At 61.6% G+C, this 25,756-nt stretch carries 31 protein-coding genes; 11 read left to right on the forward strand and 20 right to left on the reverse strand.

Going from position 1 to position 25,756, the window contains the following annotated elements; all coding sequences use genetic code 11:
• Nucleotides 1-2: 2 nt before the first annotated feature.
• From AB3X98_RS21605 to AB3X98_RS21635, 7 genes are all read right to left on the reverse strand, one after another.
• Nucleotides 3-152 (reverse strand): hypothetical protein, encoded by a 150-nt coding sequence (locus tag AB3X98_RS21605; protein WP_368604170.1) that lies wholly within the window; start codon nucleotides 150-152, stop codon nucleotides 3-5.
• Between the two features lie 74 nt (nucleotides 153-226).
• The gene (locus tag AB3X98_RS21610) at nucleotides 227-1,699 is read right to left on the reverse strand and encodes a phage major capsid protein (protein ID WP_368604169.1); all 1,473 of its coding nucleotides are present in this window, start codon (nucleotides 1,697-1,699) and stop codon (nucleotides 227-229) included.
• Complete coding sequence (locus tag AB3X98_RS21615) at nucleotides 1,696-2,283, reverse strand: HK97 family phage prohead protease (RefSeq protein ID WP_368604168.1); 588 nt, start codon at nucleotides 2,281-2,283, stop codon at nucleotides 1,696-1,698. The genes AB3X98_RS21610 and AB3X98_RS21615 overlap by 4 nt, the downstream gene beginning before the upstream one ends.
• A 72-nt stretch (nucleotides 2,284-2,355) precedes the next feature.
• Nucleotides 2,356-4,110, reverse strand: a complete 1,755-nt coding sequence (locus AB3X98_RS21620) for a terminase large subunit (protein ID WP_368604167.1) — start codon at nucleotides 4,108-4,110, stop codon at nucleotides 2,356-2,358.
• A gap of 58 nt (nucleotides 4,111-4,168) precedes the next feature.
• A complete protein-coding gene (locus tag AB3X98_RS21625; protein WP_368604166.1) occupies nucleotides 4,169-4,639 on the reverse strand; it encodes a phage terminase small subunit P27 family in 471 nt (156 codons plus the stop codon).
• Nucleotides 4,599-5,906: a site-specific DNA-methyltransferase gene (locus tag AB3X98_RS21630; RefSeq protein WP_368604165.1), complete on the reverse strand. Its 1,308-nt coding sequence runs from the start codon at nucleotides 5,904-5,906 to the stop codon at nucleotides 4,599-4,601. Before AB3X98_RS21630 ends, AB3X98_RS21625 begins: the two co-directional genes overlap by 41 nt.
• A 323-nt stretch (nucleotides 5,907-6,229) precedes the next feature.
• Nucleotides 6,230-6,520 (reverse strand): HNH endonuclease, encoded by a 291-nt coding sequence (locus tag AB3X98_RS21635; RefSeq protein ID WP_368604164.1) that lies wholly within the window; start codon nucleotides 6,518-6,520, stop codon nucleotides 6,230-6,232.
• Between the two features lie 443 nt (nucleotides 6,521-6,963).
• Here AB3X98_RS21635 and AB3X98_RS21640 point away from each other — a divergent pair, with 443 nt between their 5' ends.
• A complete protein-coding gene (locus AB3X98_RS21640) occupies nucleotides 6,964-7,446 on the forward strand; it encodes a RidA family protein (protein WP_368604163.1) in 483 nt (160 codons plus the stop codon).
• 317 nt (nucleotides 7,447-7,763) lie between these two features.
• Nucleotides 7,764-8,489, forward strand: a complete 726-nt coding sequence (locus AB3X98_RS21645) for a glutathione S-transferase family protein (RefSeq protein ID WP_368604162.1) — start codon at nucleotides 7,764-7,766, stop codon at nucleotides 8,487-8,489.
• A gap of 361 nt (nucleotides 8,490-8,850) precedes the next feature.
• Here the strand turns inward: AB3X98_RS21645 and AB3X98_RS21650 are convergent, their stop codons facing one another.
• On the reverse strand, nucleotides 8,851-10,101 hold the full coding sequence (locus tag AB3X98_RS21650) for a heme-binding protein (protein ID WP_368604161.1): 1,251 nt from the start codon (nucleotides 10,099-10,101) through the stop codon (nucleotides 8,851-8,853).
• Nucleotides 10,102-10,563: 462 nt separating this feature from the next.
• The gene (locus AB3X98_RS21655; protein WP_368604160.1) at nucleotides 10,564-10,824 is read right to left on the reverse strand and encodes a hypothetical protein; all 261 of its coding nucleotides are present in this window, start codon (nucleotides 10,822-10,824) and stop codon (nucleotides 10,564-10,566) included.
• 910 nt (nucleotides 10,825-11,734) lie between these two features.
• Here AB3X98_RS21655 and AB3X98_RS21660 point away from each other — a divergent pair.
• Nucleotides 11,735-13,339, forward strand: a complete 1,605-nt coding sequence (locus AB3X98_RS21660) for a neprosin family prolyl endopeptidase (RefSeq protein WP_368604159.1) — start codon at nucleotides 11,735-11,737, stop codon at nucleotides 13,337-13,339.
• On the opposite strand, the gene AB3X98_RS21665 is transcribed toward AB3X98_RS21660, so the two are convergent.
• Nucleotides 13,325-13,474: a hypothetical protein gene (locus AB3X98_RS21665; protein ID WP_368604158.1), complete on the reverse strand. Its 150-nt coding sequence runs from the start codon at nucleotides 13,472-13,474 to the stop codon at nucleotides 13,325-13,327. The genes AB3X98_RS21660 and AB3X98_RS21665 overlap by 15 nt on opposite strands.
• A gap of 30 nt (nucleotides 13,475-13,504) precedes the next feature.
• A complete protein-coding gene (locus AB3X98_RS21670; protein WP_368604157.1) occupies nucleotides 13,505-14,662 on the reverse strand; it encodes a PHB depolymerase family esterase in 1,158 nt (385 codons plus the stop codon).
• 1,637 nt (nucleotides 14,663-16,299) lie between these two features.
• Here AB3X98_RS21670 and AB3X98_RS21675 point away from each other — a divergent pair.
• From AB3X98_RS21675 to AB3X98_RS21695, 5 genes are all read left to right on the forward strand, one after another.
• Nucleotides 16,300-16,692 carry a DUF2946 domain-containing protein gene (locus AB3X98_RS21675; protein WP_368604156.1) on the forward strand — a complete coding sequence of 131 codons (393 nt, stop codon included), beginning with the start codon at nucleotides 16,300-16,302 and terminating at the stop codon, nucleotides 16,690-16,692.
• Between the two features lie 129 nt (nucleotides 16,693-16,821).
• Nucleotides 16,822-17,721 carry a hypothetical protein gene (locus AB3X98_RS21680; RefSeq protein ID WP_368604155.1) on the forward strand — a complete coding sequence of 300 codons (900 nt, stop codon included), beginning with the start codon at nucleotides 16,822-16,824 and terminating at the stop codon, nucleotides 17,719-17,721.
• Between the two features lie 18 nt (nucleotides 17,722-17,739).
• Nucleotides 17,740-18,105 carry a copper resistance protein CopC gene (locus AB3X98_RS21685; protein ID WP_368604154.1) on the forward strand — a complete coding sequence of 122 codons (366 nt, stop codon included), beginning with the start codon at nucleotides 17,740-17,742 and terminating at the stop codon, nucleotides 18,103-18,105.
• Between the two features lie 2 nt (nucleotides 18,106-18,107).
• Complete coding sequence (locus AB3X98_RS21690) at nucleotides 18,108-19,013, forward strand: CopD family protein (protein ID WP_368604153.1); 906 nt, start codon at nucleotides 18,108-18,110, stop codon at nucleotides 19,011-19,013.
• A gap of 64 nt (nucleotides 19,014-19,077) precedes the next feature.
• Complete coding sequence (locus tag AB3X98_RS21695; RefSeq protein WP_368604152.1) at nucleotides 19,078-19,470, forward strand: hypothetical protein; 393 nt, start codon at nucleotides 19,078-19,080, stop codon at nucleotides 19,468-19,470.
• 371 nt (nucleotides 19,471-19,841) lie between these two features.
• Here AB3X98_RS21695 and AB3X98_RS21700 read toward each other — a convergent pair whose 3' ends face one another.
• The 9 genes from AB3X98_RS21700 to AB3X98_RS21740 are packed head-to-tail and all read right to left on the reverse strand — an operon-like array spanning nucleotide 19,842 to nucleotide 23,807.
• The gene (locus AB3X98_RS21700; RefSeq protein ID WP_368610311.1) at nucleotides 19,842-20,222 is read right to left on the reverse strand and encodes a hypothetical protein; all 381 of its coding nucleotides are present in this window, start codon (nucleotides 20,220-20,222) and stop codon (nucleotides 19,842-19,844) included.
• A 21-nt stretch (nucleotides 20,223-20,243) separates the two neighbouring features.
• Nucleotides 20,244-20,387: a hypothetical protein gene (locus AB3X98_RS21705; protein ID WP_368604150.1), complete on the reverse strand. Its 144-nt coding sequence runs from the start codon at nucleotides 20,385-20,387 to the stop codon at nucleotides 20,244-20,246.
• Nucleotides 20,384-20,599 (reverse strand): hypothetical protein, encoded by a 216-nt coding sequence (locus AB3X98_RS21710; protein WP_368604149.1) that lies wholly within the window; start codon nucleotides 20,597-20,599, stop codon nucleotides 20,384-20,386. Before AB3X98_RS21710 ends, AB3X98_RS21705 begins: the two co-directional genes overlap by 4 nt.
• Nucleotides 20,596-21,093, reverse strand: a complete 498-nt coding sequence (locus AB3X98_RS21715) for a hypothetical protein (protein WP_368604148.1) — start codon at nucleotides 21,091-21,093, stop codon at nucleotides 20,596-20,598. Before AB3X98_RS21715 ends, AB3X98_RS21710 begins: the two co-directional genes overlap by 4 nt.
• Complete coding sequence (locus AB3X98_RS21720; RefSeq protein ID WP_368610312.1) at nucleotides 21,083-21,244, reverse strand: hypothetical protein; 162 nt, start codon at nucleotides 21,242-21,244, stop codon at nucleotides 21,083-21,085. Before AB3X98_RS21720 ends, AB3X98_RS21715 begins: the two co-directional genes overlap by 11 nt.
• Nucleotides 21,245-21,259: 15 nt before the next feature.
• Nucleotides 21,260-21,814: a hypothetical protein gene (locus AB3X98_RS21725; protein ID WP_368604146.1), complete on the reverse strand. Its 555-nt coding sequence runs from the start codon at nucleotides 21,812-21,814 to the stop codon at nucleotides 21,260-21,262.
• A complete protein-coding gene (locus AB3X98_RS21730) occupies nucleotides 21,783-22,802 on the reverse strand; it encodes a hypothetical protein (RefSeq protein ID WP_368604145.1) in 1,020 nt (339 codons plus the stop codon). The genes AB3X98_RS21725 and AB3X98_RS21730 overlap by 32 nt, the downstream gene beginning before the upstream one ends.
• Before the next feature lie 20 nt (nucleotides 22,803-22,822).
• A complete protein-coding gene (locus tag AB3X98_RS21735; protein ID WP_368604144.1) occupies nucleotides 22,823-23,026 on the reverse strand; it encodes a hypothetical protein in 204 nt (67 codons plus the stop codon).
• A gap of 7 nt (nucleotides 23,027-23,033) precedes the next feature.
• Nucleotides 23,034-23,807 (reverse strand): hypothetical protein, encoded by a 774-nt coding sequence (locus AB3X98_RS21740; RefSeq protein ID WP_368604143.1) that lies wholly within the window; start codon nucleotides 23,805-23,807, stop codon nucleotides 23,034-23,036.
• Nucleotides 23,808-24,721: 914 nt separating this feature from the next.
• Between AB3X98_RS21740 and AB3X98_RS21745 the strand changes: the two genes are divergently transcribed.
• The 3 genes from AB3X98_RS21745 (at nucleotide 24,722) to AB3X98_RS21755 (ending at nucleotide 25,689) form a co-directional block, all read left to right on the forward strand.
• Nucleotides 24,722-24,973 carry a DNA-directed RNA polymerase subunit alpha C-terminal domain-containing protein gene (locus tag AB3X98_RS21745; RefSeq protein WP_368610319.1) on the forward strand — a complete coding sequence of 84 codons (252 nt, stop codon included), beginning with the start codon at nucleotides 24,722-24,724 and terminating at the stop codon, nucleotides 24,971-24,973.
• Nucleotides 24,925-25,134, forward strand: coding sequence for a hypothetical protein (locus tag AB3X98_RS21750; protein ID WP_368604141.1), 210 nt, complete (start codon nucleotides 24,925-24,927; stop codon nucleotides 25,132-25,134). The genes AB3X98_RS21745 and AB3X98_RS21750 overlap by 49 nt, the downstream gene beginning before the upstream one ends.
• A 348-nt stretch (nucleotides 25,135-25,482) precedes the next feature.
• Nucleotides 25,483-25,689: a hypothetical protein gene (locus AB3X98_RS21755; protein WP_368604140.1), complete on the forward strand. Its 207-nt coding sequence runs from the start codon at nucleotides 25,483-25,485 to the stop codon at nucleotides 25,687-25,689.
• The last annotated feature ends 67 nt before the right edge of the window (nucleotides 25,690-25,756 follow it).

Consider the following 25,756-nt stretch of genomic DNA (forward strand, 5'->3'; position numbering starts at 1 on the left):
GATCAGGACGCCTCGTCTTGCACGCGCATGTCGCGCCGCCTGTAGCGACCCTTCTGCGTGGTCGTTGCCGTGTTGCCTTCCTGCGCGCGCTGCGCGCGGTCCTTTGCCTTGCGCTTCCTGTCCTGCGCCTTGTCGGTGTTCTGCGGCTTCATGTTTTTATCCCCCTTCGCGAAGAACGGGAAAGGGGCGAGCGCGTGCCCGCCCCCGCGTTGCACTCACTCACGCATCACGTCTTGTCGGGGTCCTCCTTGCGGCTGCGACGTGGCTCGGGCGCAGCACCTGCTGGCGTCGCGGGCCGGGCACCCACGGCACCCGGGAACGCGTACCCGCCGCTTTCAGGGGGCACCGGAGAGATCGCGAGCCAGCCCTCGTAGTGCGCGTCGGTGATGTACGCCACGGCGTCGTCGCGGCGGGGTGCCCAGTTGATGAAGCGCTCGGTGCGCACACCGATCATGTTGTTTTGCCAGAGGCTCACGAGCGAGGTCGCGCCCTCGGTCGGCGTGTCGTTCATCTGCACCGATGCCTCGCGGCTGATGTCGATCGTGAGCGCGTCCTCCGCGAGCAGGATGTCGCGCGGCTGCACGAGGATGATCATGTCGTCGGCCGTGGTCGAGGTGACCACCGGCAGGCCGAAGAACATGCCGCCGCTCTGGTTGATGCCCGGGAACTCGGGCTGACCTAGCGGGTTCTGCATGAGGCCGATCGCCAGCGCGTTGACCGGACCCATGATCCAGTAGGCACCCGCAAGCGAGAGGTTCGCCGCGACGAAGTGCGAGAGCAGCGCAAAGATATCGGCACGCAGGGCGAGCGGATCGGTGCCGGTTGCCGCCATCGTGAACGCGCCGTGCGTGATCGATGCGGGATGCACGCCAGCCACCGCCGCGACGGCCGGATCGACGAACTGCTCGTCGAGGAAGCGCGCGATCGTTTCGATCATGTCACGGCGCACCACGGCCTCGGCCGAGGGATCACTGAACCGCACTAGCTCCTCGGTCAGCACGACGATGCCAGCCGCCTTCGCGAAGCCCAGCGTCACCAGTTCGAAGCCGAGTTTGCTGACCGGCTTCGGCTTGCCTTCACCGACCCAGTTCGCCGTGGAAGGCGTAACCTGCGCGGGCATCTTCACGTTGAACGGCACGCGCCGGAATCCGGCGATGCGGCCGATGATCGTTTCCGGGCGCAGCAGTTCGATGAACTCACTGGCCATCGTGCGATACGGCACGAGCGCGCCTGCCCACTCGGGATCGGTGGTGGTGCCTGCGGCCACCGCTGCGCGCAGCACCGTCTCGACCTCAGGCGTCGTGTCCTTCCAGCCCTGCGCGATCTCGGCGGCCTGCATGAGGTTGCCCTTCGCGCGGGCAAACGCCATCACGTAACGCGTGAAGGCGGTGCCTTTCTCGACGTTCTGCCGGACGGTGATGATTGGCGACGACGCGCCGGTGCGCATGGCAGCGGCGGCCTTCGGGGTGTTGCCGTTGACGGGCGTGGCGCGCTCAACCTGCGAGGCTTCAACGAGGCGCAGACGGCGCAGGTGCCCGTCGATAGCTTCGACCTCGTCCTGCAGCGCGTCGAACTCCTGCTGCTGTGCTTCGTCCAGCGTTGCGCCTTCCTTGCCCGAGTCTTCCATCAGCTCGGCCATGCGCGCCGCGTGCGCTGCACGCTTCGCCTCATACGCGGCGATCTGTTCGCGGATGTTCATTTGGAGTGCTCCTTATGGATCGTCTTGATCACGAAGGGTGTTGCGCCAGCGCGCGCAGGGTTGCGATCGAGCCGCACGACGACGCTCGCACCATCGCCAGTCGCGGCCGGTGCGGGCTTCTCGTAGAAGGAGCGGATCGTGTTGATGGTTGCTTCGGGGTTCGCGGGAATCGTCACGAGCGATAGCTCGACCCACTCCCACCGCAGATAGCGCAGGCCACCGTTCTCGATGCGCGAGTGTTCGAGTGGCCGGAAGCCGATCGATACCGCGCGCACGAGATTGGCCTTCAGGCTCTGCCACGCCTCGTCGAGCCGGTCCTTCAACCGGCCCGGTTCATCGAGCCGCGCCACCCGCGCACGGAACGGGATGCCCTTGTCGTTAGGCTGCGCGAACTCGACGTGGCCCACCGGCTCGTCGTGGTTGTGCTGCCAGAGCAGCGGCATGGGTAGCCGGTACAGCGCACCCATCGGCTCGACGATGTCGTCGTAGCGGTCGGGCTCGGGCGTCGAGGCAATGCCCTCGATCACGCGCGCCTCGTCCTCGGCCGCCCGCACTTCGAGCGTCCAGTAGTCCCGTTTCAGCATGGACGTCCCCTCAAAAAGAAAGGCAGAACCGAAGTTCCGCCCTTGTGGGTGATGGGGTAACGCGCCGCCGCGTTACAGGACAAACAGCTTGTATTCGGGCGGCGGCACGTCGGTCTTGTTCAGCGCGAGGCCCACGGCCATTGCGAGCGCAACGATTCCGTCAATGCGGCCCATCCCCTTGCGCTTTTTGAAGATGCGGTTTTCCTGCGCGTCGGCCTTGATAACCGCATTCGATACATTCCATCGCAGGCATGGGTTGTACACCACGCGCAGCCGCTCCTCGAAGATCAGCTGCTCGATGAGTTCGATCGAGCGCGGCATCCACATGCCCGACTCACCCGAGCGGCTGAAGCCCTGGCCGTGCGTGACGAACGGCAGCGTGATGCCCTCAGCCTCGCAGTCGCGCTCGAAGTCCTTCATGCGGTACGGGTCACACGCAAGCCCCGCGATCGTCATCTCGCCACCGATCACGCCGAGCCTGCGCGCCACCTCGCGATAGGAGATTGAACGGCCATCGGTGGCATGAATGAAGCCCGCCTTCTCCCACGCGGGATATGGTGCCTTGTCCCGGTTCCACCGCTCGACCATCGTGTCGCGTGGCGTCCAGAAGTCCACGAACGCATCGACCGTCTCGTCGTCGTTCACGCTCACGAACGCGGCGGCCGAAAGGTCCTGCGTACCCGAGAGGTCGAGGCCGCCATACACCGTGCGGCCCGCGAACGACTCACGCAGTTCGCGCCGCGCGGCCTCGGCCCGGTGCAGCGCCTTCACTGCCGCGCTGGCACCACGCTCGACGTCGCCCGACTCGGGCGGCCGGCCCACCTCGCACGCGTACCACAGCGCGCCGTTGATCCACGGATCGTCAGCGTCGACCCACTGGCAGAAGTTCAGCCGCCGCACGGTCGATTCGAGACTCGGCATGCCGCGCGCCTGGTCGACCTGCTGACGCAGGTATGAGCGGTCGATCGTCGTGCCCAGCGACGGATTTGCCTTCGTCCAGCAGTCCTCGCTTTCGAACGGATCGTCGTCCTCGTCAAGCGAGCACACGTAGGCGAAGAACGCGTCGGCCGCCTCGTCGGTGAGCGCACCGCTGGCCACGCGTATGGCGTACTCGTGCTGCTCGTAGCACACGCTCGTGCGATCGAACCCGCTGTTGGTGATCATGAAAATGAGCGGCTGGCGTCGGCCCTTCTTGCCCGCGCGCATGATGTTGATCACCGTGCCGTTTTTGTGCTCGTGCACCTCGTCGATCAGACCGCAGTGAGGTCGCGGCCCGCTCTGCCCCGTCTCATCGCTGGCGATCGGACGGAAGAACGAGGCCGTGCGCTGGAAGCCGATGTTCCACACGCGGTCCTCGCGGCCCTGCGTCGACAGATGCCTGCGTAGCTCGGGCGATAGCTGCACCATCGCCACCGCGTCACGAAACAGCACCATCGCCTGCTCGCGACGCGTCGCTGCCGCGTACACCTCGGCGCGCGCCTCGCCGTCAGCCACCAGCATGTAAAGCCCGATGCCCGCCGCAAGCGGTGACTTGCCACAGCCCTTGCCGCCCTCGACGAACGCCTCGCGAAAGCGCCGCGTGCCGTCCTGGCGCTTCCAGCCAAAGAGCGATCCGACGATGAATTGCTGCCACGGCAACAGTTGGAACGGCACACCCTCGAAGTCGCCACCGTTCAGGCACAGCACCTCGGGAAAAAATTCGATCGCCCACAGGGCAGCCGTCAGGTCCCACTCAAGGCCGCGCGCCGCGCCGGTTGCCAGATCGTCGAGGTGCCGCTTGCACGCGTTGCGCACGTCAGGCCCCGCGAGGATCACGCCACCAGTCACGTCGAGCGCGTACTGCGTGACCGGGTCCCCGGGGCAACTGGGGAATTTCCCCAGTTGGTCAGAAGTAGCGCTTTGCCCTGTCCGACGCTTTCTCGTCGTCACCCGGCACCCCGGCTTCAATGCCCGCGCGCGAGGATGGCGTCATGCCGAACTCGACCGCGTAACGCACCATGTCCTGCATCGCCTTGTTCGCGATGCCGACGAGCGGGTTCTGGATCGCGTTGCCATTCGTGGTCTTGATCATCAGGCCCTTCGTGAGCATGTCGCGCTCGGCCATGCGCGCCACTGCGAGTTCAGCTTCGACCCACCGGCCATATGCCTGGCAGTACGCGGCAAGCGCAGCACGGTCGATGCGCGTGAGCAGCCCGATCGCATGCAACTCGTCAACGAGACGGTTCCACTCGGTTCGTGCGGGACCGGTCAGATGCGCGGGCGCGGTGGGCTTTCCCTTTCGCGGTTTCGCTTCGTGCCAGTTCCTGCGCTCGGGCTTAAGCGTGCCCTTCACGAGCTTGAGTTCCGTGGGGATCATTCGCCTTCCCATGATTGACCTCGATACCCGCCTGCTGCGCGCACGCCGCGAACGTCATGCCATCGCGCTCGCGTATTGCCTGCAGCTGCGTCTGCTGCTGCCAGCGCAGCACCGCAACGTCGCAATAAGCGGGATTGAATTCGATCGCATGACAGGCGCGGCCGACTGACTCGGCGGCGATGATGGTGGTGCCCGAGCCACAGAACGGTTCATAGACCGCCTGCCCGGGGCTGGTGTGGTTCTCGATCGGGCGGCGCATCGCCTCGACCGGTTTCTGCGTCGAGTGCCCCGACTCGCTCTTGCGGTGCTCGATCTGCCACAGCGTCGACTGCGAGCGGTCACCGCACCAGCTTGCGGTCTTGCCTTCGCGCACCGCGTAGAAACACGGTTCGTGCTGCCAGTGGTAGTGCCCGCGCGACACCACGAAGCGCGCCTTGCCCCAGATGATCTGGCTGCGGATCGCAAACCCGCAGGCGTGCAGTGAGACCGCCACGGTGTCGGCATGGATGCCCGCGTGCCACACGTAGGCAACGTCGCCCGGGAATTGCGCCCAGGCCTCGCGCCAGTCCGCACGCGTGTCATTGAGCACCTTGCCGGTCGAGCGCGAGCCATGTGCGCCGCGCCGCTCGCCCTCGATCATCTGCACGCGGTTGCGCCAGTCCGCGTCGTACTCGACGCCATAGGGCGGGTCCGTGACCATGAGCGAGGGCCGCACGCCGACGAGCGCGCGCTTCGCGGACCCCGCATCGGTCGAGTCGCCGCAAACGAGCCGGTGCGGACCCATGACCCAGACGTCGCCGGTCTGCGTCACGGCCTGCTCGGGCACCTCCGGCACGTCGTCCTCGTCGTCGCGACCGCGGGCGCCGCGCATGAGCCGGTCCATGTCGCATTCGGAAAAGCCCGCGAGTGCAATGTCGAAGCCGTCGAAGGACAGGGCGTTCAGTTCGCTCACCAGCAGCGCCGTGTCCCACCCCGCGTTTTCCGCGAGCCGGTTGTCGGCCAGCACGTACGCGCGGATCTGCTCGGCGGTCCAGCCGCGCGCGACAATCACCGGCACCTCGGTGTAGCCGAGCGCCTTCGCGGCGAGCACCCGGCCGTGCCCCGCGATTATCATGTCGTCGGGACTCACCAGCACCGGGTTCGTGAAACCCCACTGGCGCATCGACGCCTGCAGTTGCGCAAGTTGCGCGTCGCTGTGGGTGCGCGCGTTCTTCGCGTACGGCACCAGCCGTTCGATTGAGCGCTGCTCGATGGCGTCAGCCCACACGGCGGCCTCCGTGTGCGCCACACGCGCCCGCTGTCGGCCGCCCGTCGCTCCCCCGGGGGTCACGGCCCGGTGCCACGCGGCGGGCCGCAGGTGCGCCGGGGGTGCGCCCGGGGTGGCGGCCGGGTCTCACCGGCGCCCCCCGGCCGAGAAACCGGGGTTTTGCGAACGAAGGTTGGCGGGGGGTTTCCGGGCGAGCCGATTTTTTCTCTTTCCCGTCCCCCCGGGGCCTCCCTCCGGTCACGCGCGCCGCGACTCGAGCCGCACGAAAATATTCTGCGCGTGCCGAAGCGCGGCCGAAAGCGGACAGCGATGCGCGCAAGGCGTCAGCGTGCCCATGGGTGCGCCGGGTCGAGCGGCATGCCGTTGGCGTCGCAGCCGCGAGGACGTGCACCGTTCTCGCGTGAGGTTTTCTCGGCGTGGCAGTCATGGCACAGGCTCTGCAGGTTTCCGGGTTCATCGGTTCCTCCGTCCTCCAGCCGCTTGATGTGATCGACTTCGGTTGCATCGGTGACCCGTCCCTTTCGCCAGCATTCAGCACAGAGCGGATGCTCGCGTAGCTGGCGCGCACGGATACGCAACCAGCGCCGTCCTCGCGTGCGAGGCGTCGGGGGCATGGTCGACTCCGGGGATGGGGGGCGTTACGGGAATCAGGCAGCGGAAACGCAAAAAGCCCGAGCGGGATCAACCGACTCGGGCCTTCACGTTTTCTCTGGGCGAGCGCTTGCCCACCTGGAGCGCAGCATAGATCATCGCGGCCGGGATCGCAAGCCGCTGTTGGATGCCGTAGAAAGTGAAAGCTGTGCGAGGCAAGTGAAAAACTACCGACGCAGATGGTGAAAGAATCCGACTCCTAGTACGCAAACGAGTATCCGGGCGATTTAAACTGCTCCCCACAACTCTTTGTGAGGAAGCGAACAGACCGCGTGCGCTCCAACGGCGCATGTTGGATGTGACCGCGACAATGTTCACGGGGCACTGTCCATTGCTCCAGCGAGTATCAGCAATCGCGGTCACGCTTGTCGAAACATCGTGTAGCTTGACGAAGCAGGAGTGCGTGATGCGAGCTCATGTCATTGCTTTGGGCCTGTTGATTTGCATCTTGATACCTGCAGGCGTGGCGAAAGCGCAGCAGCCGGCGGCGGCCAGTACGACTACAGCGATCGAGTACATCCGACCATCTGGTCAGTTCGTCAATCCGGCGCCGTACTCACCCGCGGTCAAAGCTGGGCATCTCTTGTTCGTTGCAGGTACGCCCGCCTTGGACACAAACGGGAAAATTGCTGCCAACGACTTCACTGCGCAAATGAATCAGGTAATGGAAAACATAAATGGTGTGTTGAAGGCTGCGGGTGTCGGCTGGGATCGCGTCGTCAAGGTAACTGTATTGCTCGTACGACGCGAGGATTTCAAAGAGATGAATCGCATTTACGCGTCGCGTTTTGCGCCGGGGAAATATCCGGCGCGCACCACCGCAATCGTGGCTTCGTTGCCGAATCCGGATTTTTTGCTAGAAATCGATTGTGAGGCAGTGATCGATTAAAGGGGATGTCGTCGAACTCGGGTTCATAGGCTAGACGTGACAAAGATGTCCTGGCCATGAGCACTGACCGGAGACGCGCCTGACCTCCTCGGCGCGCGAAGGACAGCTAGCAGATGCGGAGCCGACATTTCAATGCCGTCTGAAGACGGCGTATCAACGTCCGCTCCTAGCAGGCAATCGCAGCTCCCCGGCCGAACATACTGCAGCGATTCCCTGAACCATTCGTTAGATCAATTTGTACCTGGGTCAGTGCGTCGGAGTGCGCCTATACTGCAAACGCGCGTAGGCCGGGCAACTCGGCGCCCGCGTTGGGAACGATGCCCATTACCGAAGGCTGGAAACAGCAGAAGAAGGATTTGCTGATGTCGACAGTGACTCTTCATCAATGGGAACGGTCTCCATTCTGTGCGAAGGTACGTAAGGTTCTGCGGCACAAGCGGATCGCATTCGAAGTGGTCAACTACAATGGGCTGCTAGGGCGCCGACCACGGTTGCTTTCGTCTGTTGGCCAATTGCCCGTGCTGGACTATGACGGAGACCGCGTCCAAGACAGCACGGAGATAATCGAATTCCTCGAAAGACGCGTCCCCCAACCATCGGTGATCCCAGCGGATCCATATATCCGCGCGACCGCGATGCTACTTGAGGACTGGGCCGACGAATCACTCTCCTGGTACGGGATGGCCACATTTGAAATGGGTGATCCAATAGCACTCGGAGATCATATCGACAGCATTTGCTCGGGACGCCCGCGTTGGGAGCGTATTCCTGTCGGCATTGCAGTCAAAAGCATGTATCGGAAAAAGCTCCGCAATCAGGGGCTCGGCCGCCTGTCATTATCGCAGGTCCTGCAACGGCTCGACATACATCTTGCGTCACTTGAGGCACTCCTTTCTCAAGAAACATGGCTAGCCGGCAACATGAAGTCGATCGCTGATATCTCGGTATCGTGTCAGCTTGATCTGCTTATCAGAACTGAGGTCGCGGCACAACGTATTGTTAAGTATCCAAGTCTTGCTGCATGGCTTGAACGTTGCGCGTGAGCCATGTGGCGGCGAATCGAGAACCGGTCGTTGACGCCTGCCGACACTGGCAGTTCCCCCTACGACTGTCGACAAGCAAACGGTCTATCCGCGGTTGCCTCGAACCGCGGGCAGTCCGACACTCGCGACACGTTTCCCATGCAACTCAGCGTCTACCCTCGTAGGGCCTTTCCCGACCCACAGCCGCCTTTCGAGCCAATGCTAGGGCTATGGCCGGTTGTGAAGTACAACGGTCATTCGCTCCGTCGAGAAGGTCGGCAAATCATCGGCCAACATTCGCGAGACTCCGCGACTGCACTTTTAAGTGAGTGCGATCCAAGCGATCACTCGGCCGCGAAGTGTGCGCGTACGTCGGGACCGCTTACGTCAGGGGCAACAAATGTGACGGAATCGGTATCGGGCTGGACGGAACGAGTGAAGCAACTGACACGTGGGGCCAGCTGAGTCCCTTGAAGTCGAGTATGACCTTTTGGGAATACTGAATCTGCGTGGTCGCGACCTTGACTTTCCCGCCCGCAAATCCCTTGCCGGGAACGAACGGAATCTCGGCGACGAACTGCGGCACCAACGGCACTGTTCCCTTTTGCACGGGATCCAGAATGACAGGTGGACTGCCCGACGTAATGGCAGGAACCACCACTTCGTATTCAACAGTCTCGATCCAGAAAACCGCATCCATCTGTGGAACGTTCGCGTTGCTCGACGGACCGCCCGGCGCCGGCGCGGCCTGTCCCTGGAGAAACGCTATGTCGGCCGTGCCACCTCCGATATTCGGAGCCGATGGTTCAGCGCCCGCTGGCAGCGGCCCACGGGGAAGTGGCGATTCGGGCTTGGTCGATATGAGGATAACGACAGTCTGTGTGATTTCCTGCTTCTCGATCTGTTGGCGCAAGATCGTGTTGGGGTCGTCAAGGATCGCCTGGGTGATCTGCCCGGAGTTAATGAATGCCGCCAGGTTTTGGGGTATTCGGCGTGTGGCCTCGTTGACCGCTGTCTGATTCTGGAATTTGATCGTGTTGCCGGGCTGGCCACCAACGAAAGGGGTGATATCGACGGCACCAATAGTCGGCTTACCGGCGATCGCTGGCAACGAAACGCCCTGAGCGTTAAGGGTAGTCCCGTGCGGGATGGATGCCATGCGGGCGAGCGTCGTTGGTTCTTTCGGATCGGTGGTGAGCGGGACCGACAACCACAACCCAGGCTCAAAGTGAATGCCGACTGGTTGGCCAGTGGTGACGTCGTTAATTGTCTGGAGATATGGCACGCCATTCAGGAAAATGTCCCGTTGGTCGCCGGAACCACGATTGGGAATCGAGACGAGATTATTTGAAAACGACAGCGTCTCGGTCGTGAGATTTAGCTCGAGAACGTTGTCTGCAGGATCGGTCGTGGTGACCGGTCCCGGCATCGGCGTCGGGGTTATCGCGCTGTCAGGGCGGAAGATCGTATTGAATCCCTGCCCGGCAAAGGTTCCCTGAAACGCCGCGAGTGCTCCGAGGTTGGCCGGGAGCATCACGCCAGCGGCAGGCTCGCGCTTGGCCTCGAGGACTCCTTGAATGAAAAAATTGTGGGGCAGCGAGAAAGTGCTTGTCAGTGGCTCTGTATTGCTCATGGTCTAGCTCCTCAGATCTGTTCGGTTAACGATATGAATCGAGTGCGTACGTCGCGTCCATGCGACTGCTGTCGAGTAATGCCCTCGCGTCGCCTAAGCGACACTGCACACTATTATTTGTCGTGCTGTGACAGGACAGGAAACACTGTTCCCGAATCTGTGTTTTACCCCCAGTTTCTGCTGGCTCCATTACGCAGCCCAACCCCGGTTCGATTACGCCGCCCCGTGATAACAGTCCCACGTTTTAGCCCGTGGTCTTCAAGCAAGGCGGTTGTTGTCCCGCGTAGGACAAGGGAGTTGACCTGAAGGATGGGTACGGGACGCAGTCGCCCGGATTATCACAAAGAGTTCAGGGGTGGTCTTGGAGCTGTCATTTACAAGATCGGTGTGCACGCATCATACAGCCGCCGTACGTTGAGTTTCCCTTCTGCCCGCGAGGTCCCGCATGCGCACTACATCTGCTCATGCCTTAAGTTCGAATCCCGGGCCAGCATGCTGACTCATTGCGTCTAATGCCTCGTTGAATCCATCGGTTAATCTTTCGCGAACCGCCGGGTCATTGATTTTGCTCGATGCACCCCTGAGCGATGCGAGAATCACCGCATCGTTCAGGAAAGCCGGATAATCAATTGGCCCGCCGGGCTTGAAGTGGCTTATCGGAAGTTCCAAATCAGGAATCCACCAGCAGTGTTTCTGTCCGTCCACTGAGAAACAGATTTCCATGGTTGTGCTCCCAAAGATAGGAAACAATACGCATCACTAAGTGTGGTGCTTAGCTTTATGGTAGTAGATCACTTGATGAAGAGACCATGAAACCTAGTGCGGTTCCGACAACGTCGCAGCCGCTAACGGACAAACGCAAGCCACCGATGGAAGGTTCGTGTCCCGGTGCGACCTCGCGAATGGCTCGTGCCCTGTGATTTCAGTGTGGATCGGCTCATTACGTCGGGTCTCCTTTGCGATCCTTCGTCGTGTTTTTGGCACGTTAGCGCTGTTTGTCAACATAGCTAACACTTCGCGCGCACTCCTTTAGTCTGGCGGGCGGCATGCGCTCCGCTTTGAGCCAGAGTTCATCCGTCATTTTCCGTTTGCAGCGTCCGGTCTGGCCTCCGGCAGATTCTGAAGTGAAGCGGCCATTGGAACGATTGCGTTCTTTGTTGGACGAACGGCAACAATTGGCCGAACGCTGAAGCGGACGGGCCCATTCGCCATCTTGCCAAATCGCGTAGTCGAAGCTCGGTGACGTCAGCCGGGAAAGCGAGCCATGAAATGCCGATCGTCGATGGAATGAGTTACCACAAAGCCATGCCGTTCGTAGAACCGCCGAGCGGGATTCGCGCGTAGAACGCGCAGCTGAATAGGCTTTCTATAAACACCTGTCCTGCTGCGGAACGTTTTCAGTCAATTCATCGATTAAACACTTCTTTATTTCTCGCTCACCGCTCCCAGGACTCGTAGATATTCACGCGGCCCACCTTCTCCATCGAATGGTGGACGCAATAACGATTTGCATCGACTAGCATTATTTTTAGGCGCCAACAGCCGCCGGCTGAGGCACGCCTCCCCCGACAAATGGGCGCATTGCGCCACGCCGAGGCCGTTCAAGACAGCCCTGCTGAGGAACCCAATAATCATGTCGGCCGATCAAAGTAAGCTGAACCCTGAACTCGTCAAGTGGCTAAACGCAAGACAGAGTGCTCTCAAGATTGTCAAGACGACTGTGACTCCGAGCGGCCAGACTCTCGACTGGATTCCCATTGAAAATCAGGTCCCCGCGGGCAAGATCGCGACCCCTCCACCTCCTGGTTCCATTCCGACCCGTATCATAGACGCGCGGAGGCCGGTCCTGCCCGCCGCTCTTGAGCTTGACGCCCCGAACGTTGAACGCGGCCCGGCTGGAACGGTTCCTCTGGTGCGTCCGGACCTCTCGCGACTGACGAGAACCATCGCTATAAAGGATTACCTGGTCAAGAGAGGCGGCCTGCGGGTGAACACACAGCGGTCCAAAGAGGGCCCGCTTGAACCCAGCACGACTAACTACTTTCACGTGAAAGACAGCCAGAATACAACGCTGTACGGCGCCGATTTCTTTCTCAACGTCTGGGATCCGGTGATTGACGAGCCGGTGTCGGATGGTGAAGACCACTCAATCCTTCAGGTCTGGCTGCAGAACTACGACAAACGGCAGCTGCAGTCGCTCGAGGGAGGTTGGACGGTCGACAGGAGTCTCAACAATGACGCCATAGCCCACGTCTTCACCTATTACACGACCAACGGCTATTCTCAGGATGGAGACAACCTGGGAGGTTACAACCGGTTGCACAACGGTTGGGTGCAGTACAGCCCATCAGTCTTCCCTGGGATTCGCATCAACGGCATCAGCACGTGGGGTGGGCAGCAGCTCGAGATATCGATGAAGTTCCAGCTCTATCAAGAACCTAACTCGTCGACGTTCAATTGGTGGGTTGCCGTGCAGGGGATTTGGATGGGCTACTATCCGGCCACTCTGTTCAACGGCGGCCTCGGGAACAAGGCCGAATGGGTCGGAATAGGCGGCGAGGTTGCCACCGATCTGTCGAATCCTGCAACCACCAAGGACCAGATGGGGAGTGGCTGGCAGGCCCCGGCCGGCTGGACCCATGCCGCCTACATTAGAAACATTCGCAATCAGTCGGATCTGAACGGGACCATGGTCAACAACAACGGAACCGGGGGCACTGATGCACCGGCGGGCGTCGCTAACCCCTACACGATTCAGACGTTCATGAACAGCGGTTCGTCCTGGGCGAGCTATCTGTACGGGGGCGGACAGACGCCGCTCGCTGACGAGACAGCCAAATTCAACCAGATCACCTTTGACATCGGCACCGGAGGGGATGACCTCCGCGGCGACAGCTCCGCTACTGTGAGCGTCAGTTTGCCAGGCGGTGCACAAATCTTCACTCTCAAGGCACAGAGCGACCCGGAATGGGGAAACAATTCCGACGACGTGAAGACGTTCGCCATCGCGGGAGCGGCGCAGCCGCTGTCGGCGTTTGGCCCGATGACAGTCACTTTGACTTCGCACAACTCAATCTTTGAGACTGACGACAACTGGAACATCCAGTACGTCGTTGTTACGGTCAGCGGATCAAGTGGTTCTGCAGTCATCTTCAGTCAGGCTGGCAACCCGCTGTCGCGCCTCACGGGAAGCCGACCAAGCGTGACGCTGCAACCCGGGACCTCAGGTCAGGCGTGACGCAAGCTGTGACGGTGCCGTGTTTGCAGTTACCAAAGTAACGCCGAGGAACCCCGGTTCAGTGCTCGGCGCAGGAACCGTGATCTTCTCGCCGCCCTTTACGAAGCGGACGGATGCGATGAGTGCGACACTCATTACACTCTCCTGCAGGCAAGCACGACTACGTCAGCGGGACGTCTGAGTCTGTGACGACGACGTCGAGACTCCCGCGCGGAGATTGTTACGCAGGAACCAACCCATCACGTAGTCCGGGTAGTCGATCCCGCGTTGAGCAATCCAGAGTCCGCCTTTCTTCGTATCTGCTCGCCCGGTGCCGGCAGGCCAAGCATGCCCAATGTTATTTGAAACCAGAAGCGCAATCCGCTCTTTGCCATCCTTCAACGCGACCTGCTGAGTAGCCAAGCCGTTTTGCACGTCCTGCTTCGGCCCGAGGCTATCGGCATAGTAGATTTGCCTAAGGATCTCGACGTTATCGACGCTCCAATGAATGCTTATTACGGCCAGCTGCCCGGGGTGCTTTTTGTCGAAAGACTTGTTGAGGTCCGTGTAGTCAAACTTTTCTGCGGGGCCGTCCTTGTCCATATCTCCGTATGCGATGCAGGTGATCTGGGTTGCCAACGCACCATCATTGGGTTGAGCCAGCGATCTGCATCTGTCAACCGCAACTTCAACATTAATGGACGGAGGCTCCGACGTCGCAAGCAGCTGGGAACTACCTACGGACGGACCCGAAATTGCTCCAATGCCGGCAAAAATCTGAGGCGCTTTGCATCCAATTGCAAGGGCTATGGCGCCGCCTGAAGACAGCCCAACTAGGTAGACCTGGTTAGGGTCGATGTTCAGGGCCACGTTTCCTTCGATGTCCTTCGTTAGCTTGATAAGGTCGTCCATGTTCCCGCTAGCATCGATTGCTCCATCGTAATTCCAGCAGTTATACGGAGGACCACCATAGTTATTGGAGCCAACATAAGGTACTGCGATTACGACGCCTCTATTCTTCGCAACTGTATCCAGATTGCCGAATTCTTTAAGTACGGTATTCGTTTGCATGCAGCCGTGCAAAACGATCAGAAGACCGCGCTTGCCGTTCTCAAGCGTCGTGGATGGCGTGAAGATCCATGTTGGATGATGCTCGATAATTTGCTGTTCGGCATTCCAGCCATTGATGACGGGTGTCCCTGCCTGTGCGTGGGACTGGGCGTTGCCAGTCTGGCCCAGCCCCCCCACCAACATTGCTACGACCATCAGAATTAGCCGCCTCATGGTGGAGAGAAAATCGGCGTGCCGCCGATTTTCAGATAACCGCCAGTGATTGACTTTCATGACACCTCCAAACACGATTTTCGCGCCACTCATCAAGCGGGAGCCCAAAATTGACGGGGCGCCGCGGAGCGCGATACCTTGAAGACGAAATTACGTTTGAGGTTTTCTAACTCTGCACCGATGCAGCTACGGCCGGTGTCGGATAAATCGGCGGATGTACAACTACATGTTTGGCTTCGCACAAGATAGAGGACACAGCGCTGTTCGCGGTGTTCGACAGCGCTTAACCTTCTTGTGGAACCAGGCTTCGGCTGCAACGTGCATTGAGACGCGAAGGGTTATCACCCTGATCGCGGTGATCCGTGGATCGCCCTTGAGAAGTTACCTGTCAGGCAAGCGAAGGGGGGGCCGGATTCACTTTTTTCTGATGGAATGAACCAAAGTATAGAAAAGTGCGTGTTGATTCCAAGGGAATTTTCGGCCGCCAGTGTTCTTCATCGCACAGACAGAAATCCGGCGCCAGCGGCCATCTTTCTCACCGGTGCATAACACCGATCATCACCTGACAATTCGCTTTATTGGCGGAACTGGAACGGCAGAGGTCATTCCGTCAAGAATGAAGCAACCTGTTTGAACGTTGCCGTGACTGTTACCATTGCATTTACTTTCGCCGAACAATGCGCGGCTTCTGCAATATTCGAATATGGTCAACTCGAAGGGTACCAGGGAAAGTTGCGTTGCATTCGCGTTATTTCTGCATGGTGCATGCCTATCCAGTTCCGAAACCTCGCAGTCACGTAGGGCTTGACTGTTGGCACACTGCTCGATTCCGCAGCAGTCTTGCGCGTCGGCGGGGCGCCGCTCCCTCCAGTCGCCTTCAGTATCCCTCATGACCGCCGACCATGTTCACGCCGCTGCTCGCCTCGTTCCAATTGTAGCGTCGCGCGCTAAATGGCGGACGGCGTCGCGAGATATTCAAGTTGCGACCCCGGCGAGAGTCGCGTGTGTTTACGCCTATCCCTCTCAACGCGCCGAATAAACCAAGATGCGCGCACTCGCTGACGTCTTGACCCAGCCGACGCGAGAGGACCCTTCGATACTGGCCCGACAAGCGACCGTCAACGAACTCGACTCCACACGCGGCGCAATAGACGGCCGCAAGACTTGACCGAATGGCCGTTTGTCGATCGTAGCCGCCGTTTGACTGTCCAAGAAAACAAATGGCCGAGCGGCGGCTCATGGCCCGGTTCCTGCCTGCTGGGGAACGCTGGCTCGTGGCCGCCGGCGAAGGCACGAAACCGACCCAACTGCGACATTCGCCTTTCTCATTCGATGTCCGCTTTGCAACTCTTAAGGGACCTATATCGCGCGCAATGAATGCGGTACGGCGCTGGCAACCTGATAGCGGCAATGTATTCGTCCTGCTACCGTAGGAACACGCTTCCACGTCCGGGCAACAGTCTGGTGCACTTGTTAAGGTTCGGCGAGCGGCATCTCGCCACACCTCAATTAACCAATAGCGCTAAATTGCCGCTATACGATGGGGAACCTCCCGCCAGGCGAGAGATTTGGTACGCTCGGGCACCTAGTCATCGCGCTGCCTGCTGCAAACTGGCCGCGCGATGACTAGCCCCGGCTGACGAGCAGCGTCGGTTCAGCCGTTCCTCCGCAAATTTTTTACGTCTCGTCGATTCGCCATGCTCAACCACCACCGTCAGAAGATCGGTGCCTGGCTCGGGATGCTTGCCATCCTGCTAAGCGTGGTCGCGCCTCTGGTGTCCCAGGTGCTGCGCGGCGTGCATGGCGATGTCGCGCGTCACGAGCATCATTCCCATCACCATCATGCGGCGGTCGAGGTCGCGTTGGATGTCCATGCCGGGCACCACCATGGCTCCGATTCGTCGTCGCTGTGCGACGCGTGTCCGTATTGTGCACTGTTCGCTCACTCGCCAGCCTTGCCTGGCCTGGCCGTCAAATCGAGCGGCGCGCCGCAGCGCCCCTTCTTTCCTGTCCCCCTCGTCACCGCTGCGTTTCGCCCATACACAGTGATGACGCCGGCCCAGCCGCGCGCTCCGCCCGCCTCATCCTGATCCTCGCAGACGTTTTCCAGCCAATGTGGCGATGCCGGTGAACGGCATCGCTGCGCTGGCGCGCGCCTGCTCTGCGCCAGCCTGCCACGGCGCGAGGGCGCTTCACCACAATTCGATCAGGATCTGGACATGCGAACCATTCTCCAACGGGGTGCCGCAGCGCTGTGCGCGCTTGCGCCGTGCCTGGTTTCAGTCGATGCGTCGGCCCACGCGGTGGTCGGCGATCGTGTCTTTCCGGCCACGATGGCGGTCGACGATCCCGGCGTCGGCGATGAATTCAACCTGGAGTACGGCCACATCAAGACGCCCGACAGCAACGGCAACGACATGAACGTCAACACGGTGTCGTACGAGTGGGACAAGCTGATCACGAAGAATCTTGCGTTCAGCGTTGCGAGCAACTACGCGAGCCTGAACTCGCCGGATGGCAGCGCGAAGGGCTGGGACAATTTCACGCTCGGCGTCAAATATCTTGTATACGCGAATCCGCAGCACGAGTTCATGGCGTCGGTCGGGTTGCTTGCCACGCTCGGCGGCACCGGCGCCAAATCGGTCGCGAACTCGTTTTCGACCTTCACCCCGACCGTCTACTTCGGCAAGGGCTTCGGCGACCTGCCCGCGTCGCTCGGCTACCTGCGGCCGTTCGCCATCACCGGCACGATCGGCCCGAATCTGACGACCGCGTCATCGGACCAGGGACCGAACTCGCTCGGCTGGGGCCTGACGCTGCAGTACAGCATTCCGTACCTGCAGCAGCAGGTGAAGGATCTCGGGCTGCCCCAGCCGTTCAGCAACCTGATTCCCGTCGTCGAATTCCCGATGAGCACCTGCACGGCTGGCGCGTGCTCAGGACAGACAACGGGCACGATCAACCCCGGCGTGATCTGGATCAATCGATACGGGCAGTTCGGCGTCGAAGCGCAGATTCCCGTCAATCGCGCGACCGGCACGCACACGGGTATCCTGGTGCAAGCCCATATCTACTTCGACGACATTTTCCCGAATTCGATCGGCAAGCCGCTGTTCTGACCTATGAGGAATCCTTTCATGAAACTGCATACGACCGCACGCGGCGCCGTTGCCGCGCTCTTAATCGCTACCTGTCAGCTCGCGCAGGCGCACGCCTACCCGACCCATCAGGCGCCGGGGGCTGGTTCGACCGTGCCAGGCTCGCAGAAGGAAGTCGCAATCGACTTCGACGATGGCCTCGAGCCCGCATTCAGCTCGATCACCGTCACGGACGCACAGGGCAAGGCCATCACGAGCGGCAAGGCTGTTGTCGCCCCGTCGAACAGCAAGCACATGTCGGTCGCGCTGAACCCGCAGACGCCGGGTGTCTACGCGGTCGCGTGGGTCGCTGTCGCGGCGGACGGGCATCGCACGCAGGGGCACTACACGTTCACGGTGAAGTGATCATGGAGCTCCTCGTCGCCGGGCAGATCGCCCTTGCCGCAGTGCAGGACGTGCTGTTCGCGACGGCAGCCGGCTCGCTTGCGTGCGCCGTGCTGGGCACGCATAGCGGCATGGGCGCGCCGGCCACGCTGCGCGGGTGGCAGGCAGGCCTCGTGATCGCGCTGGCGCTCACGGCTCTCGCTTACCTCTGGCTGCAGGCCGCCGTCATGAGCGGCTCGCCGCTTGCCGGCGCCGGCGACGCGGTCGCCGCCGTGCTCACGCAGTCACACTATGGCGTCGCGTGGTCAGTCGGGTTCGTTGGCGCGCTGCTGGCCACGCTGAGTCGTATCGCCGGTCGTCGCGGCCTGCCGCTGTTCGCCGTGGGCCTCCTCCTTTGGGCGGCGGGCAAGGCCGCGGCCAGCCACGCGGCGGACGCGGGCGACTTCTCGGTGCGCGAAGCCATTCATCTCGTGCATCTGTGTGCGACAGCCCTATGGGCCGGCAGCGTGATCGTCGCGTCAGTGATGCTGCGCCGGGCGGCGCCTGTCGCTGACGCATCGGCTGGGCAAAGGGCGGCGTTTCGCCTCGGGCTGTCGCATCTGGCGACGGCCGCGCTCCTCGTCGTGCTGATCACCGGCCTCTACAACGTGATGCAGGACACCGCGCAGGCGGGCGTGCCGTTCTTCGGTACGGCATGGGGCCGGGTCCTCTCTGCGAAGCTCGCGTGCGTCGCCGCCGCGGTGGCATTGGGCGGCTGGAACCGGTGGCTGATCTTGCCTGATCTGTGTGCCAACGCCCAGCAGGACGGCCCTGTTTTCATGGCCGCGGTGGGCCGATTCGACGCCTGGCTGACTGTTGAAGCGCTTGTCATGCTGGCCGTTCTCGTGTTCGCGGCCGTGCTGGGACATACGTCTCCAACGGGCGGATGACAGGACAGGGAAGCGGGTCCCCGTCGCACTTCTTCAATAGCGCTCAGGCGAGTTCCACCGAACCGTGGTCATCGCAGTGGTCGCCGTGCGGGTGGTGGAGATGGCCGTTGACCAGATAATCGACGTGATCGCCATGCGGTACCGGTTCGTGTCCGCAGCCAGGGCCGTGGACGTGGCCCGGTTCATGGCCACCGCAGTCGGGTGTGCATTCGTCCGGATTCTTTGCGCTGACCTCGATCCTGTGTTCGTCGACGTGATCGCCGTGCGGATGATGCAAATGGCCGTCATGCAGATAGTCTACGTGGTCGCCATGCCTGACGGCGGTGTGTCCGCAGCCCGGGCCATGCTGATGCTCATGGTGAGCGTGATGAGGTTCGTTGCAAGTGCTCATGCCTGTCTCCTTTGTCCGTCTGGCTGCGCGGGAACCCTCGACGGCCGCCTGCCTGCTTTCCATTGAGGGAGGGCTTTGACGCGTGAAGCCTGCCGTGCAGGCATTTGCGCGTCCGGAAAACGAAACCGAAATGCGTTGGCCTCCCTGCAAGGATACTCCCGGCTGGAATTCCTGGCTGCTCCGAGGACGACGCGCACGACTTCCATGCAGGTGCGAGACCGCTCAATGATTGAAACGCGTAGTTCTTTACATTGTTCATACGCCGCTCTTCGGTCCGATGTCCGGCGTGAAGCCGACGCTCACCGGTCACACCGGAATGACTCAGTTTGGCCGATTTGGACCGACGCGTCCGAGTTCATCCAGATAAATCCCATAGCTCGGCCACCATAGAGCGCTAACGGCTGCGTCGCAGCCACTCGCGCAACTCCACGGCTTTTTCATCGCAGCGCGAGCAGGCCGCGCACACGCATGAGCGGTTCGAGCGCGGCCTTCGCCTGTGCGTAGTCGCGGTCCTGCGTCTCGGGCCACCGCGGGTTGACCCACACGATCGCGTCGGCCGCGAGGTTGCGCACGGCGGTCGTGACGGCCACGCGCAGGCGCAGATTCAGCGCGCATACGAGCGGATCAACGGCGCGGCCAATCGCAGCGCACAGGTGACGGTCAACGTCCTCGGATCGTTCATCGAGCGTCATCCATTGCCGCGAGCTTCGGAAGTCACGCGCGAAGCCTGCGCCAGTGCTGTAACCGCGCACCGGCTGCCAGTGATGCTGCCACGCGTACCAATCGAGCAGCAACTCGTCGATGGCGTCCTTCGGCATCGGATCGCGACGCATTGGGCGTTAGCTCTGGTCGGGACCGGACGATGTCGACGCGCCGTCGCGTTTGAGGCGCGCGATGATGGGGTCGTGCATCGCGAACGCGACGCCGCAGTTGCAGCACGTCAGCGTCAACAGCGTGATCTCGTGAAGGATGGCGTGGCTCATGATCGCTCCGGTGCGATCGCGGGGTTCGGTGGCTGCGAAGGCGCCAGTGCGGAACGCGCGATCTGCGCGATGGTCCGCAGGGACTTCGGATCCGGGCTGGTGGCGGCGATGTCCTCGATCGTGTGCAGCGCATCGCGCATGCGATCGTTCTCGTGCTGCAGGTGAACGCGCATGGCGAGGGCGTGACGGGTGAGATGGTCGTGGGCGTTCATGCGCGGATCAGTTCGAAAGGGCCAAAGGATTCATCGAGCACGAACTCGAGCTGCTGCATCTCAAGCGGTTCGATGATGATGTGGGCACGCGGGTTCACGCGGTCGATGCCGTGCAGGATCACCTTCTGCCTCACCTGCCGGTCGTTGCGATAGCAGCCACGAAGCACGAGCACCTTCTTTTCGCCGGTGCCGCGCCGCACCCACTCGTAGCGGTCCTGCAGGCAGTCGAGGATCACGCTCTCGTCGAGGTCGGGCCGCTCGCTCGCGTACCAGATGCGCATGGCCACACGCACCGGGCCGGTGAGGCGCTGCCGTGCCTTCGGCGGCACCTGCTTCAGCACGGCCTGCTCGTAGTCGCGCGCGGCTTCGCTCTTGATCGACATGGGGCGCGTCCTGAGTTCCCCGGTTGCCTTGTCGCGCACCTTGCGTGCAACGATCTCGCGCGAGTTGGCCTTCGAGGCAGGCTGGCCGAGGATCGTGAATTCAATCCGCATTACGGTCTCTCACGGCATGCCAGATTGCGAGCGCGACCACCGCTGCACCGGCGATAGTCGTGACCGGTGCGTGCGCCTGAAGCTGTGCGGCGACGATGACGGCGATACCGCACAGCGCTTCCGCGATACTGATCCAACGGTCGATGTTCATGTTCATGGCTTCACCTCATTCGTCGTCGGCACCGGGCTCGCGCTCGTGGCCGTTGTCATGCACGCCGTGCGCAAGCTTCCAGTTCGCAATCGCCTCCTTTGCGAACGTGATCTGGTGCGGTGCGATGTGCCCGCCGTTCGTTGCACGCGAAAGCAGCCTGTATGCCCATCGGATTCCGCGCCCATCGAGCGGCACCGGACCCGCGTCCCTGAGCACCTTTTCTGCGATCTCGCGGATGCGCGCAAGCTGCTCACACGCCTGCTCGGGCGACGTTCGCTTCGACTCGTCGGTGAGTGCGAGACTGTGCTGCCGGTACATCGGCGGCTGCGGTGCGCACAGCGTGATGAACTCGGGCAGGTTCGGTGTTCGCTTCGTGTGGAAGAGTGCCGAGACACCGCGACGCAATCCATCGTCAGTGAGGCTGGCCGCGCTGAGCCCCTGCTTCCACGTGGCCTTCATCTCGTCGGCGTCGACGCCACCCCACATTGCGCGGAACGCGGCACCGCCATAGATGGTCTCCATCTTTGCGAACAGCTTTTCAATCCACTGGTCCGGGATCTCGCGGCTCATGGGTTGTCTCCGTCAGGTCAAGATCGATCACATTCGGATCGACGTGCGAGACGGAGTTACGCTTGTCGCGGCCCGTGAGCTTGTCGATGGTTCTCTGGCTTTCCTGCTGTCGTGCTTCGTATGCACTCACATGCGGTTGCGGGGGATGCTCGTCGGCTTCGATGAAGCGGTCGATCTGGTCGGCATTGCGAAAGATCAGGCCGATGCCGTTGAACTTCTGCCCGCTCTCGTTCATGCCCATGTTATGCGGCGTGCGTGTGCAGCCACGTATGGCCTGGCAAAGCTGGCGCGCGCTGTAGCCCATCGCGAGCGCAGCTTCGATGGCCCTGCGCCGCTTGCCGTCCAGGATCGATCGCGGCGAACTCATCGCCTTCTGCCAGTAACGAAAAATTTCCTCGATCACTTCGTCGTCGATGTTCGGCTTTTTTTTTGCCGAACTCGACAAGCGCCGAAGGCGCAACCCGGCAGCGCCGGAAGTACCGGAAGGATCAGAAGACCCAGAGGTACTAGAAGGCTTAGAGGTACTAGAAGGCTTAGAAGTATTAGAAGTACGTGCCCGGTCGGTTTCCACTTGGGTGCGAACAGGGTCATGACCGGGTGTGAATTCGCCCGCTCCCATAAATTGCAGCCTTGTCTGGCGCGGGTTTGCGACCGGTGGAGCGGGCAGTCTGCTCTCGGCCTCCTTCGGATGAGGGTGCTGATGCGTGCGCCATTTGGTGATGAAGATCAGTGGTTGTCCATCGACAACGTACCGCGTGATGAGGTCACGGTGGTCGAGTATGTCAAGCAAACCATCGACGTGCTGAGGGGAAATTCCGGCGTCGTACGGGAACGCCTCGTCGCGGATTTTCCATGGCAGGTCCTCGAGCCGACCATCGCGGTCGGCCTGCGTCCAGAGCGAGATGAAAAGCAGTCGGCACTCGACCGGTGTGTGCTGGATATCGGGCGAGCGGAAGAACCCGCCCTTGACCGTGCGTGAACGTGGCATGACGGGTCTCCGGTCATGCATCACTCACTCTCGCACGGCAGCGCGCGCACCTTCATGAGGTTGCGCGCACTCATCTCCCGCTCGGCATCGGCGCAGGCGTCGACCGCCACGAACAGCGGCCAGCGCGCACGGCAACGCGAGGCATCGTTGAGGCGCTGCGCCCAGCGCCTGATCGTTGCGTTGACCAGCGTCGCGTCGACCTCGAGTCGGATCGTCGTGGTCATGCGTGGGTCATTGCTCATCATCTTCTCCGGTTGACGGACGCTCGCTCGCGTCGCGGGGTGCGGCGAAGTAGTGTCCGAGTTCGTGGGTGAAGGTCCGGCTGAAGACGCGTGCGGCACGCCCGCTCTTCGACCGGAATCCAGGCAGGGGGAGCTGCCGCTTCGCGAGCCGCTCCAGGGCTGCGTCGATCGCATCCTGCTGCTCGGCGCGCGGCAGTTCGATGATGCGCCGACGCGTCACGAGCGCAAGTTCTCGCATGCGGAACGCATGATCGAGCGACACCAGGCCGTCGAACACGGCCTCCAGCAGTTCCGGGTGATGCCGCACGCCCATCGCACGCAGGTAGTTGCGGTCGGAAATTCCCGCCGCCACCAGGAACGGCCTGCGGCCATTGCGGGTGAGTAGACGCGCTGCGAAACCACGGTCATGTGCCGCAAGCCACGCGGGCTTTTTCAGCACGGCCATAGCCACGCGAGCAGCAACCACCACGCGCTGCGGGTTGTCGAACCGCGCACGGTTGGCATGCACGACCGTCATCGCCGGATGACCAAACTGTTGCTGCGCCTCGTAGTCGAGACATGGACAGCGCAATCGAAGTCGCACGGCCTCGCGCCTGCGGGCACGGCCGTCGATGATCATGTTGTCGAGCAGCAAGATGGGCTGCAGGATCGATTGCGTACGTTCGGCAGACACACCCCCGCTCGACGGCATCGCCGCGCAGAGCGGATGGTCGAGCAACCATTCGAGCCTGTCGCCCTCGACCCAGAACATTTCGGCGCTCACTTCCAAAGTCCCCTTATTCGGCCCAACAATTTGAATCTGGAAAATTGCAGTGCGTGTTTCTTTTCACAGGGATTCGTGGTAATTTTGGCTGTCCTCTTTACTGGATTTGAAACGATCCAGCAAAGCCTGAAAGCACCGATGGCTCGAGAAACCTTCGGTGCTTTGTTTTTTTCAGTTTGGACAGACACAAGAAATCCGTACCCCTGCTCAATTCAGCACGGCACTCCCAAACCACAAGTCGGCAGTAATTCTTTTGTCAGCCGCGAGGCGGTACTCACTCGACCGGGTCTCCAGACTGCGCCTTTTTCGTGAGGCGCTTCACTACCGGTTGTCCCGACTATGATGAAGGTATGCCGTCACATTACGCCAGCCGCGCATGCGTCGTAGGCGAGGGTTGCAGACACTGTACAGACCCGACGACACATGGCGGGGTGATGGCAGCACGAATGATCTTAGACCCGCTGCGCGGGCTGGTGCAATGGTATGACGGCATCGTGACGTCCGGTTTTGGCGCTGGCGTGGCGCGAATAGGGGTTCCCGCCTTGCGCCACAAGGGTTTCATCATTTCAAAGAGAATCGTGTAACAGCGGAGTGGCGGTTTCCATACTTCTCACGTAGTCCAAAATTTTCATCAGGACTTACCCTGATCCTCAGATCCGGCACTTTGGCGCTGGCGTGGCGCTGGCGTGGCGCAGATTGGCATCCAAGCCACGTCCATCAAGGATCTGGGCATTTCAAACAAAAACGATTTTGTTTACATCGAGTGAATCACGAAAAGCCGGATGCCCTGCTTGCGCGATTTAATTCACTCGCTATTCTGAAGTCCATTCCCGCCTGTTCCAACGGAACTAGCAAATCAATGAATACGCCACTCAGAAAGTCGGCACGGTGCCAGTATTGCCGGCGCGCGCGATATCTATCCACTTGAGTCGCTCGAATTGCCCTACCGCATTACGAACCGGCTAGGCGCAGCGGGCATCAACCGCATCGGCCAGACGTGCAGCCATGCACGTCACGACCTGCCCGGGCTGCCGCACTTCGGTGCGCGCTCGCTGCAGGGCGTTGACGACGCGTTGCGGCGCGCGGGTCGCGCTCGTTCCGCGTGGAGGAGTAGGTCATGGACGTCGATGTGCGATACGAGACCCACACCGGTTCGCGCCGCGTGATCATCACCGGCCGCGAACAGCACGACGTCGAGGCGATGGCGCAGGAGATCGTCGACCTCGCAGAACCCGGGGCCGACCCGTCGTCCCTGCCGACCACGCGCGACCAGAGGACCGGTGAGTATCGCGCGGTCGTGTGGCTGCGCACCGGCAGCAGCACCTGATCACCTCGCGCCCGCGCGTCGGGCGGGTCGGTGCCAGGGGGTTTCAACCACGCAGGCGTTCAGGAGGAACGCAATGCGTCTGGCATAAGAGGTGAAAACAAAATGAAGGCATGGAGAAGGGCATTGAGCGCGGCACTGCGCGGCGAGCACGTTTCCGCATGCGCAGCCACTCGTCGCCGCGTGCTGGAATGCGCCGCGTGGCACTCGTCGCATTCGTAATTTTCGTGGCGTGGGCGTTCGGTGAAACCTCCCACATCGAAGCCGTGCATGAAGCTGCAAGGCCAGCGTCGCTGGCCTGCTCGCCTTCCTGATCGAACGCATCGGCGCCGTTGAGTAAGGAGGTCCGTCATGACGCTCACCGCCAAAGGTCGCGCGCGAATCAAGCCGGCGAACTTCGCCCTGCCCGGTCGGCGCTACCCGATCAATACGATCGCCCGCGCGCGTAATGCACTCGCGCGCGTCGCCCAGCACGGCACGCGCGCCGAGCAGGTCAAGGTGCATAGCGCCGTGCACCGCAAGTGGCCGTCGATCGACGTGACGAAGACGAAGCGCTGAATCTTGCCAAAACCGAATCGGTGGGCGCGAACAGGTAAAGAGGCCCGACATGCGTCAATTCGCCGCT

Origin of the sequence: Paraburkholderia sp. BR14312, from assembly GCF_040948675.1 — a bacterium.
In the GTDB taxonomy this organism is placed as follows: Bacteria; Pseudomonadota; Gammaproteobacteria; order Burkholderiales; family Burkholderiaceae; genus Paraburkholderia; species Paraburkholderia nodosa_A.

Excerpts from the sequence above, each read along its gene's own strand:
- AB3X98_RS21605 (WP_368604170.1), bottom strand. The coding sequence starts at position 152 with ATGAAGCCGCAGAACACCGACAAGGCGCAGGACAGGAAGCGCAAGGCA.
- AB3X98_RS21610 (WP_368604169.1), bottom strand. The coding sequence starts at position 1,699 with ATGAACATCCGCGAACAGATCGCCGCGTATGAGGCGAAGCGTGCAGCG.
- AB3X98_RS21615 (WP_368604168.1), bottom strand. The coding sequence starts at position 2,283 with ATGCTGAAACGGGACTACTGGACGCTCGAAGTGCGGGCGGCCGAGGAC.
- AB3X98_RS21625 (WP_368604166.1), bottom strand. The coding sequence starts at position 4,639 with ATGATCCCCACGGAACTCAAGCTCGTGAAGGGCACGCTTAAGCCCGAG.
- AB3X98_RS21635 (WP_368604164.1), bottom strand. The coding sequence starts at position 6,520 with ATGCCCCCGACGCCTCGCACGCGAGGACGGCGCTGGTTGCGTATCCGT.
- AB3X98_RS21640 (WP_368604163.1), top strand. The coding sequence starts at position 6,964 with ATGCGAGCTCATGTCATTGCTTTGGGCCTGTTGATTTGCATCTTGATA.
- AB3X98_RS21645 (WP_368604162.1), top strand. The coding sequence starts at position 7,764 with ATGCCCATTACCGAAGGCTGGAAACAGCAGAAGAAGGATTTGCTGATG.
- AB3X98_RS21650 (WP_368604161.1), bottom strand. The coding sequence starts at position 10,101 with ATGAGCAATACAGAGCCACTGACAAGCACTTTCTCGCTGCCCCACAAT.
- AB3X98_RS21655 (WP_368604160.1), bottom strand. The coding sequence starts at position 10,824 with ATGGAAATCTGTTTCTCAGTGGACGGACAGAAACACTGCTGGTGGATT.
- AB3X98_RS21660 (WP_368604159.1), top strand. The coding sequence starts at position 11,735 with ATGTCGGCCGATCAAAGTAAGCTGAACCCTGAACTCGTCAAGTGGCTA.
- AB3X98_RS21665 (WP_368604158.1), bottom strand. The coding sequence starts at position 13,474 with ATGAGTGTCGCACTCATCGCATCCGTCCGCTTCGTAAAGGGCGGCGAG.
- AB3X98_RS21670 (WP_368604157.1), bottom strand. The coding sequence starts at position 14,662 with ATGAAAGTCAATCACTGGCGGTTATCTGAAAATCGGCGGCACGCCGAT.
- AB3X98_RS21675 (WP_368604156.1), top strand. The coding sequence starts at position 16,300 with ATGCTCAACCACCACCGTCAGAAGATCGGTGCCTGGCTCGGGATGCTT.
- AB3X98_RS21680 (WP_368604155.1), top strand. The coding sequence starts at position 16,822 with ATGCGAACCATTCTCCAACGGGGTGCCGCAGCGCTGTGCGCGCTTGCG.
- AB3X98_RS21685 (WP_368604154.1), top strand. The coding sequence starts at position 17,740 with ATGAAACTGCATACGACCGCACGCGGCGCCGTTGCCGCGCTCTTAATC.
- AB3X98_RS21690 (WP_368604153.1), top strand. The coding sequence starts at position 18,108 with ATGGAGCTCCTCGTCGCCGGGCAGATCGCCCTTGCCGCAGTGCAGGAC.
- AB3X98_RS21700 (WP_368610311.1), bottom strand. The coding sequence starts at position 20,222 with ATGCCGAAGGACGCCATCGACGAGTTGCTGCTCGATTGGTACGCGTGG.
- AB3X98_RS21705 (WP_368604150.1), bottom strand. The coding sequence starts at position 20,387 with ATGAGCCACGCCATCCTTCACGAGATCACGCTGTTGACGCTGACGTGC.
- AB3X98_RS21710 (WP_368604149.1), bottom strand. The coding sequence starts at position 20,599 with ATGAACGCCCACGACCATCTCACCCGTCACGCCCTCGCCATGCGCGTT.
- AB3X98_RS21715 (WP_368604148.1), bottom strand. The coding sequence starts at position 21,093 with ATGCGGATTGAATTCACGATCCTCGGCCAGCCTGCCTCGAAGGCCAAC.
- AB3X98_RS21720 (WP_368610312.1), bottom strand. The coding sequence starts at position 21,244 with ATGAACATCGACCGTTGGATCAGTATCGCGGAAGCGCTGTGCGGTATC.
- AB3X98_RS21725 (WP_368604146.1), bottom strand. The coding sequence starts at position 21,814 with ATGAGCCGCGAGATCCCGGACCAGTGGATTGAAAAGCTGTTCGCAAAG.
- AB3X98_RS21730 (WP_368604145.1), bottom strand. The coding sequence starts at position 22,802 with ATGCCACGTTCACGCACGGTCAAGGGCGGGTTCTTCCGCTCGCCCGAT.
- AB3X98_RS21735 (WP_368604144.1), bottom strand. The coding sequence starts at position 23,026 with ATGACCACGACGATCCGACTCGAGGTCGACGCGACGCTGGTCAACGCA.
- AB3X98_RS21750 (WP_368604141.1), top strand. The coding sequence starts at position 24,925 with ATGGACGTCGATGTGCGATACGAGACCCACACCGGTTCGCGCCGCGTG.
- AB3X98_RS21755 (WP_368604140.1), top strand. The coding sequence starts at position 25,483 with ATGACGCTCACCGCCAAAGGTCGCGCGCGAATCAAGCCGGCGAACTTC.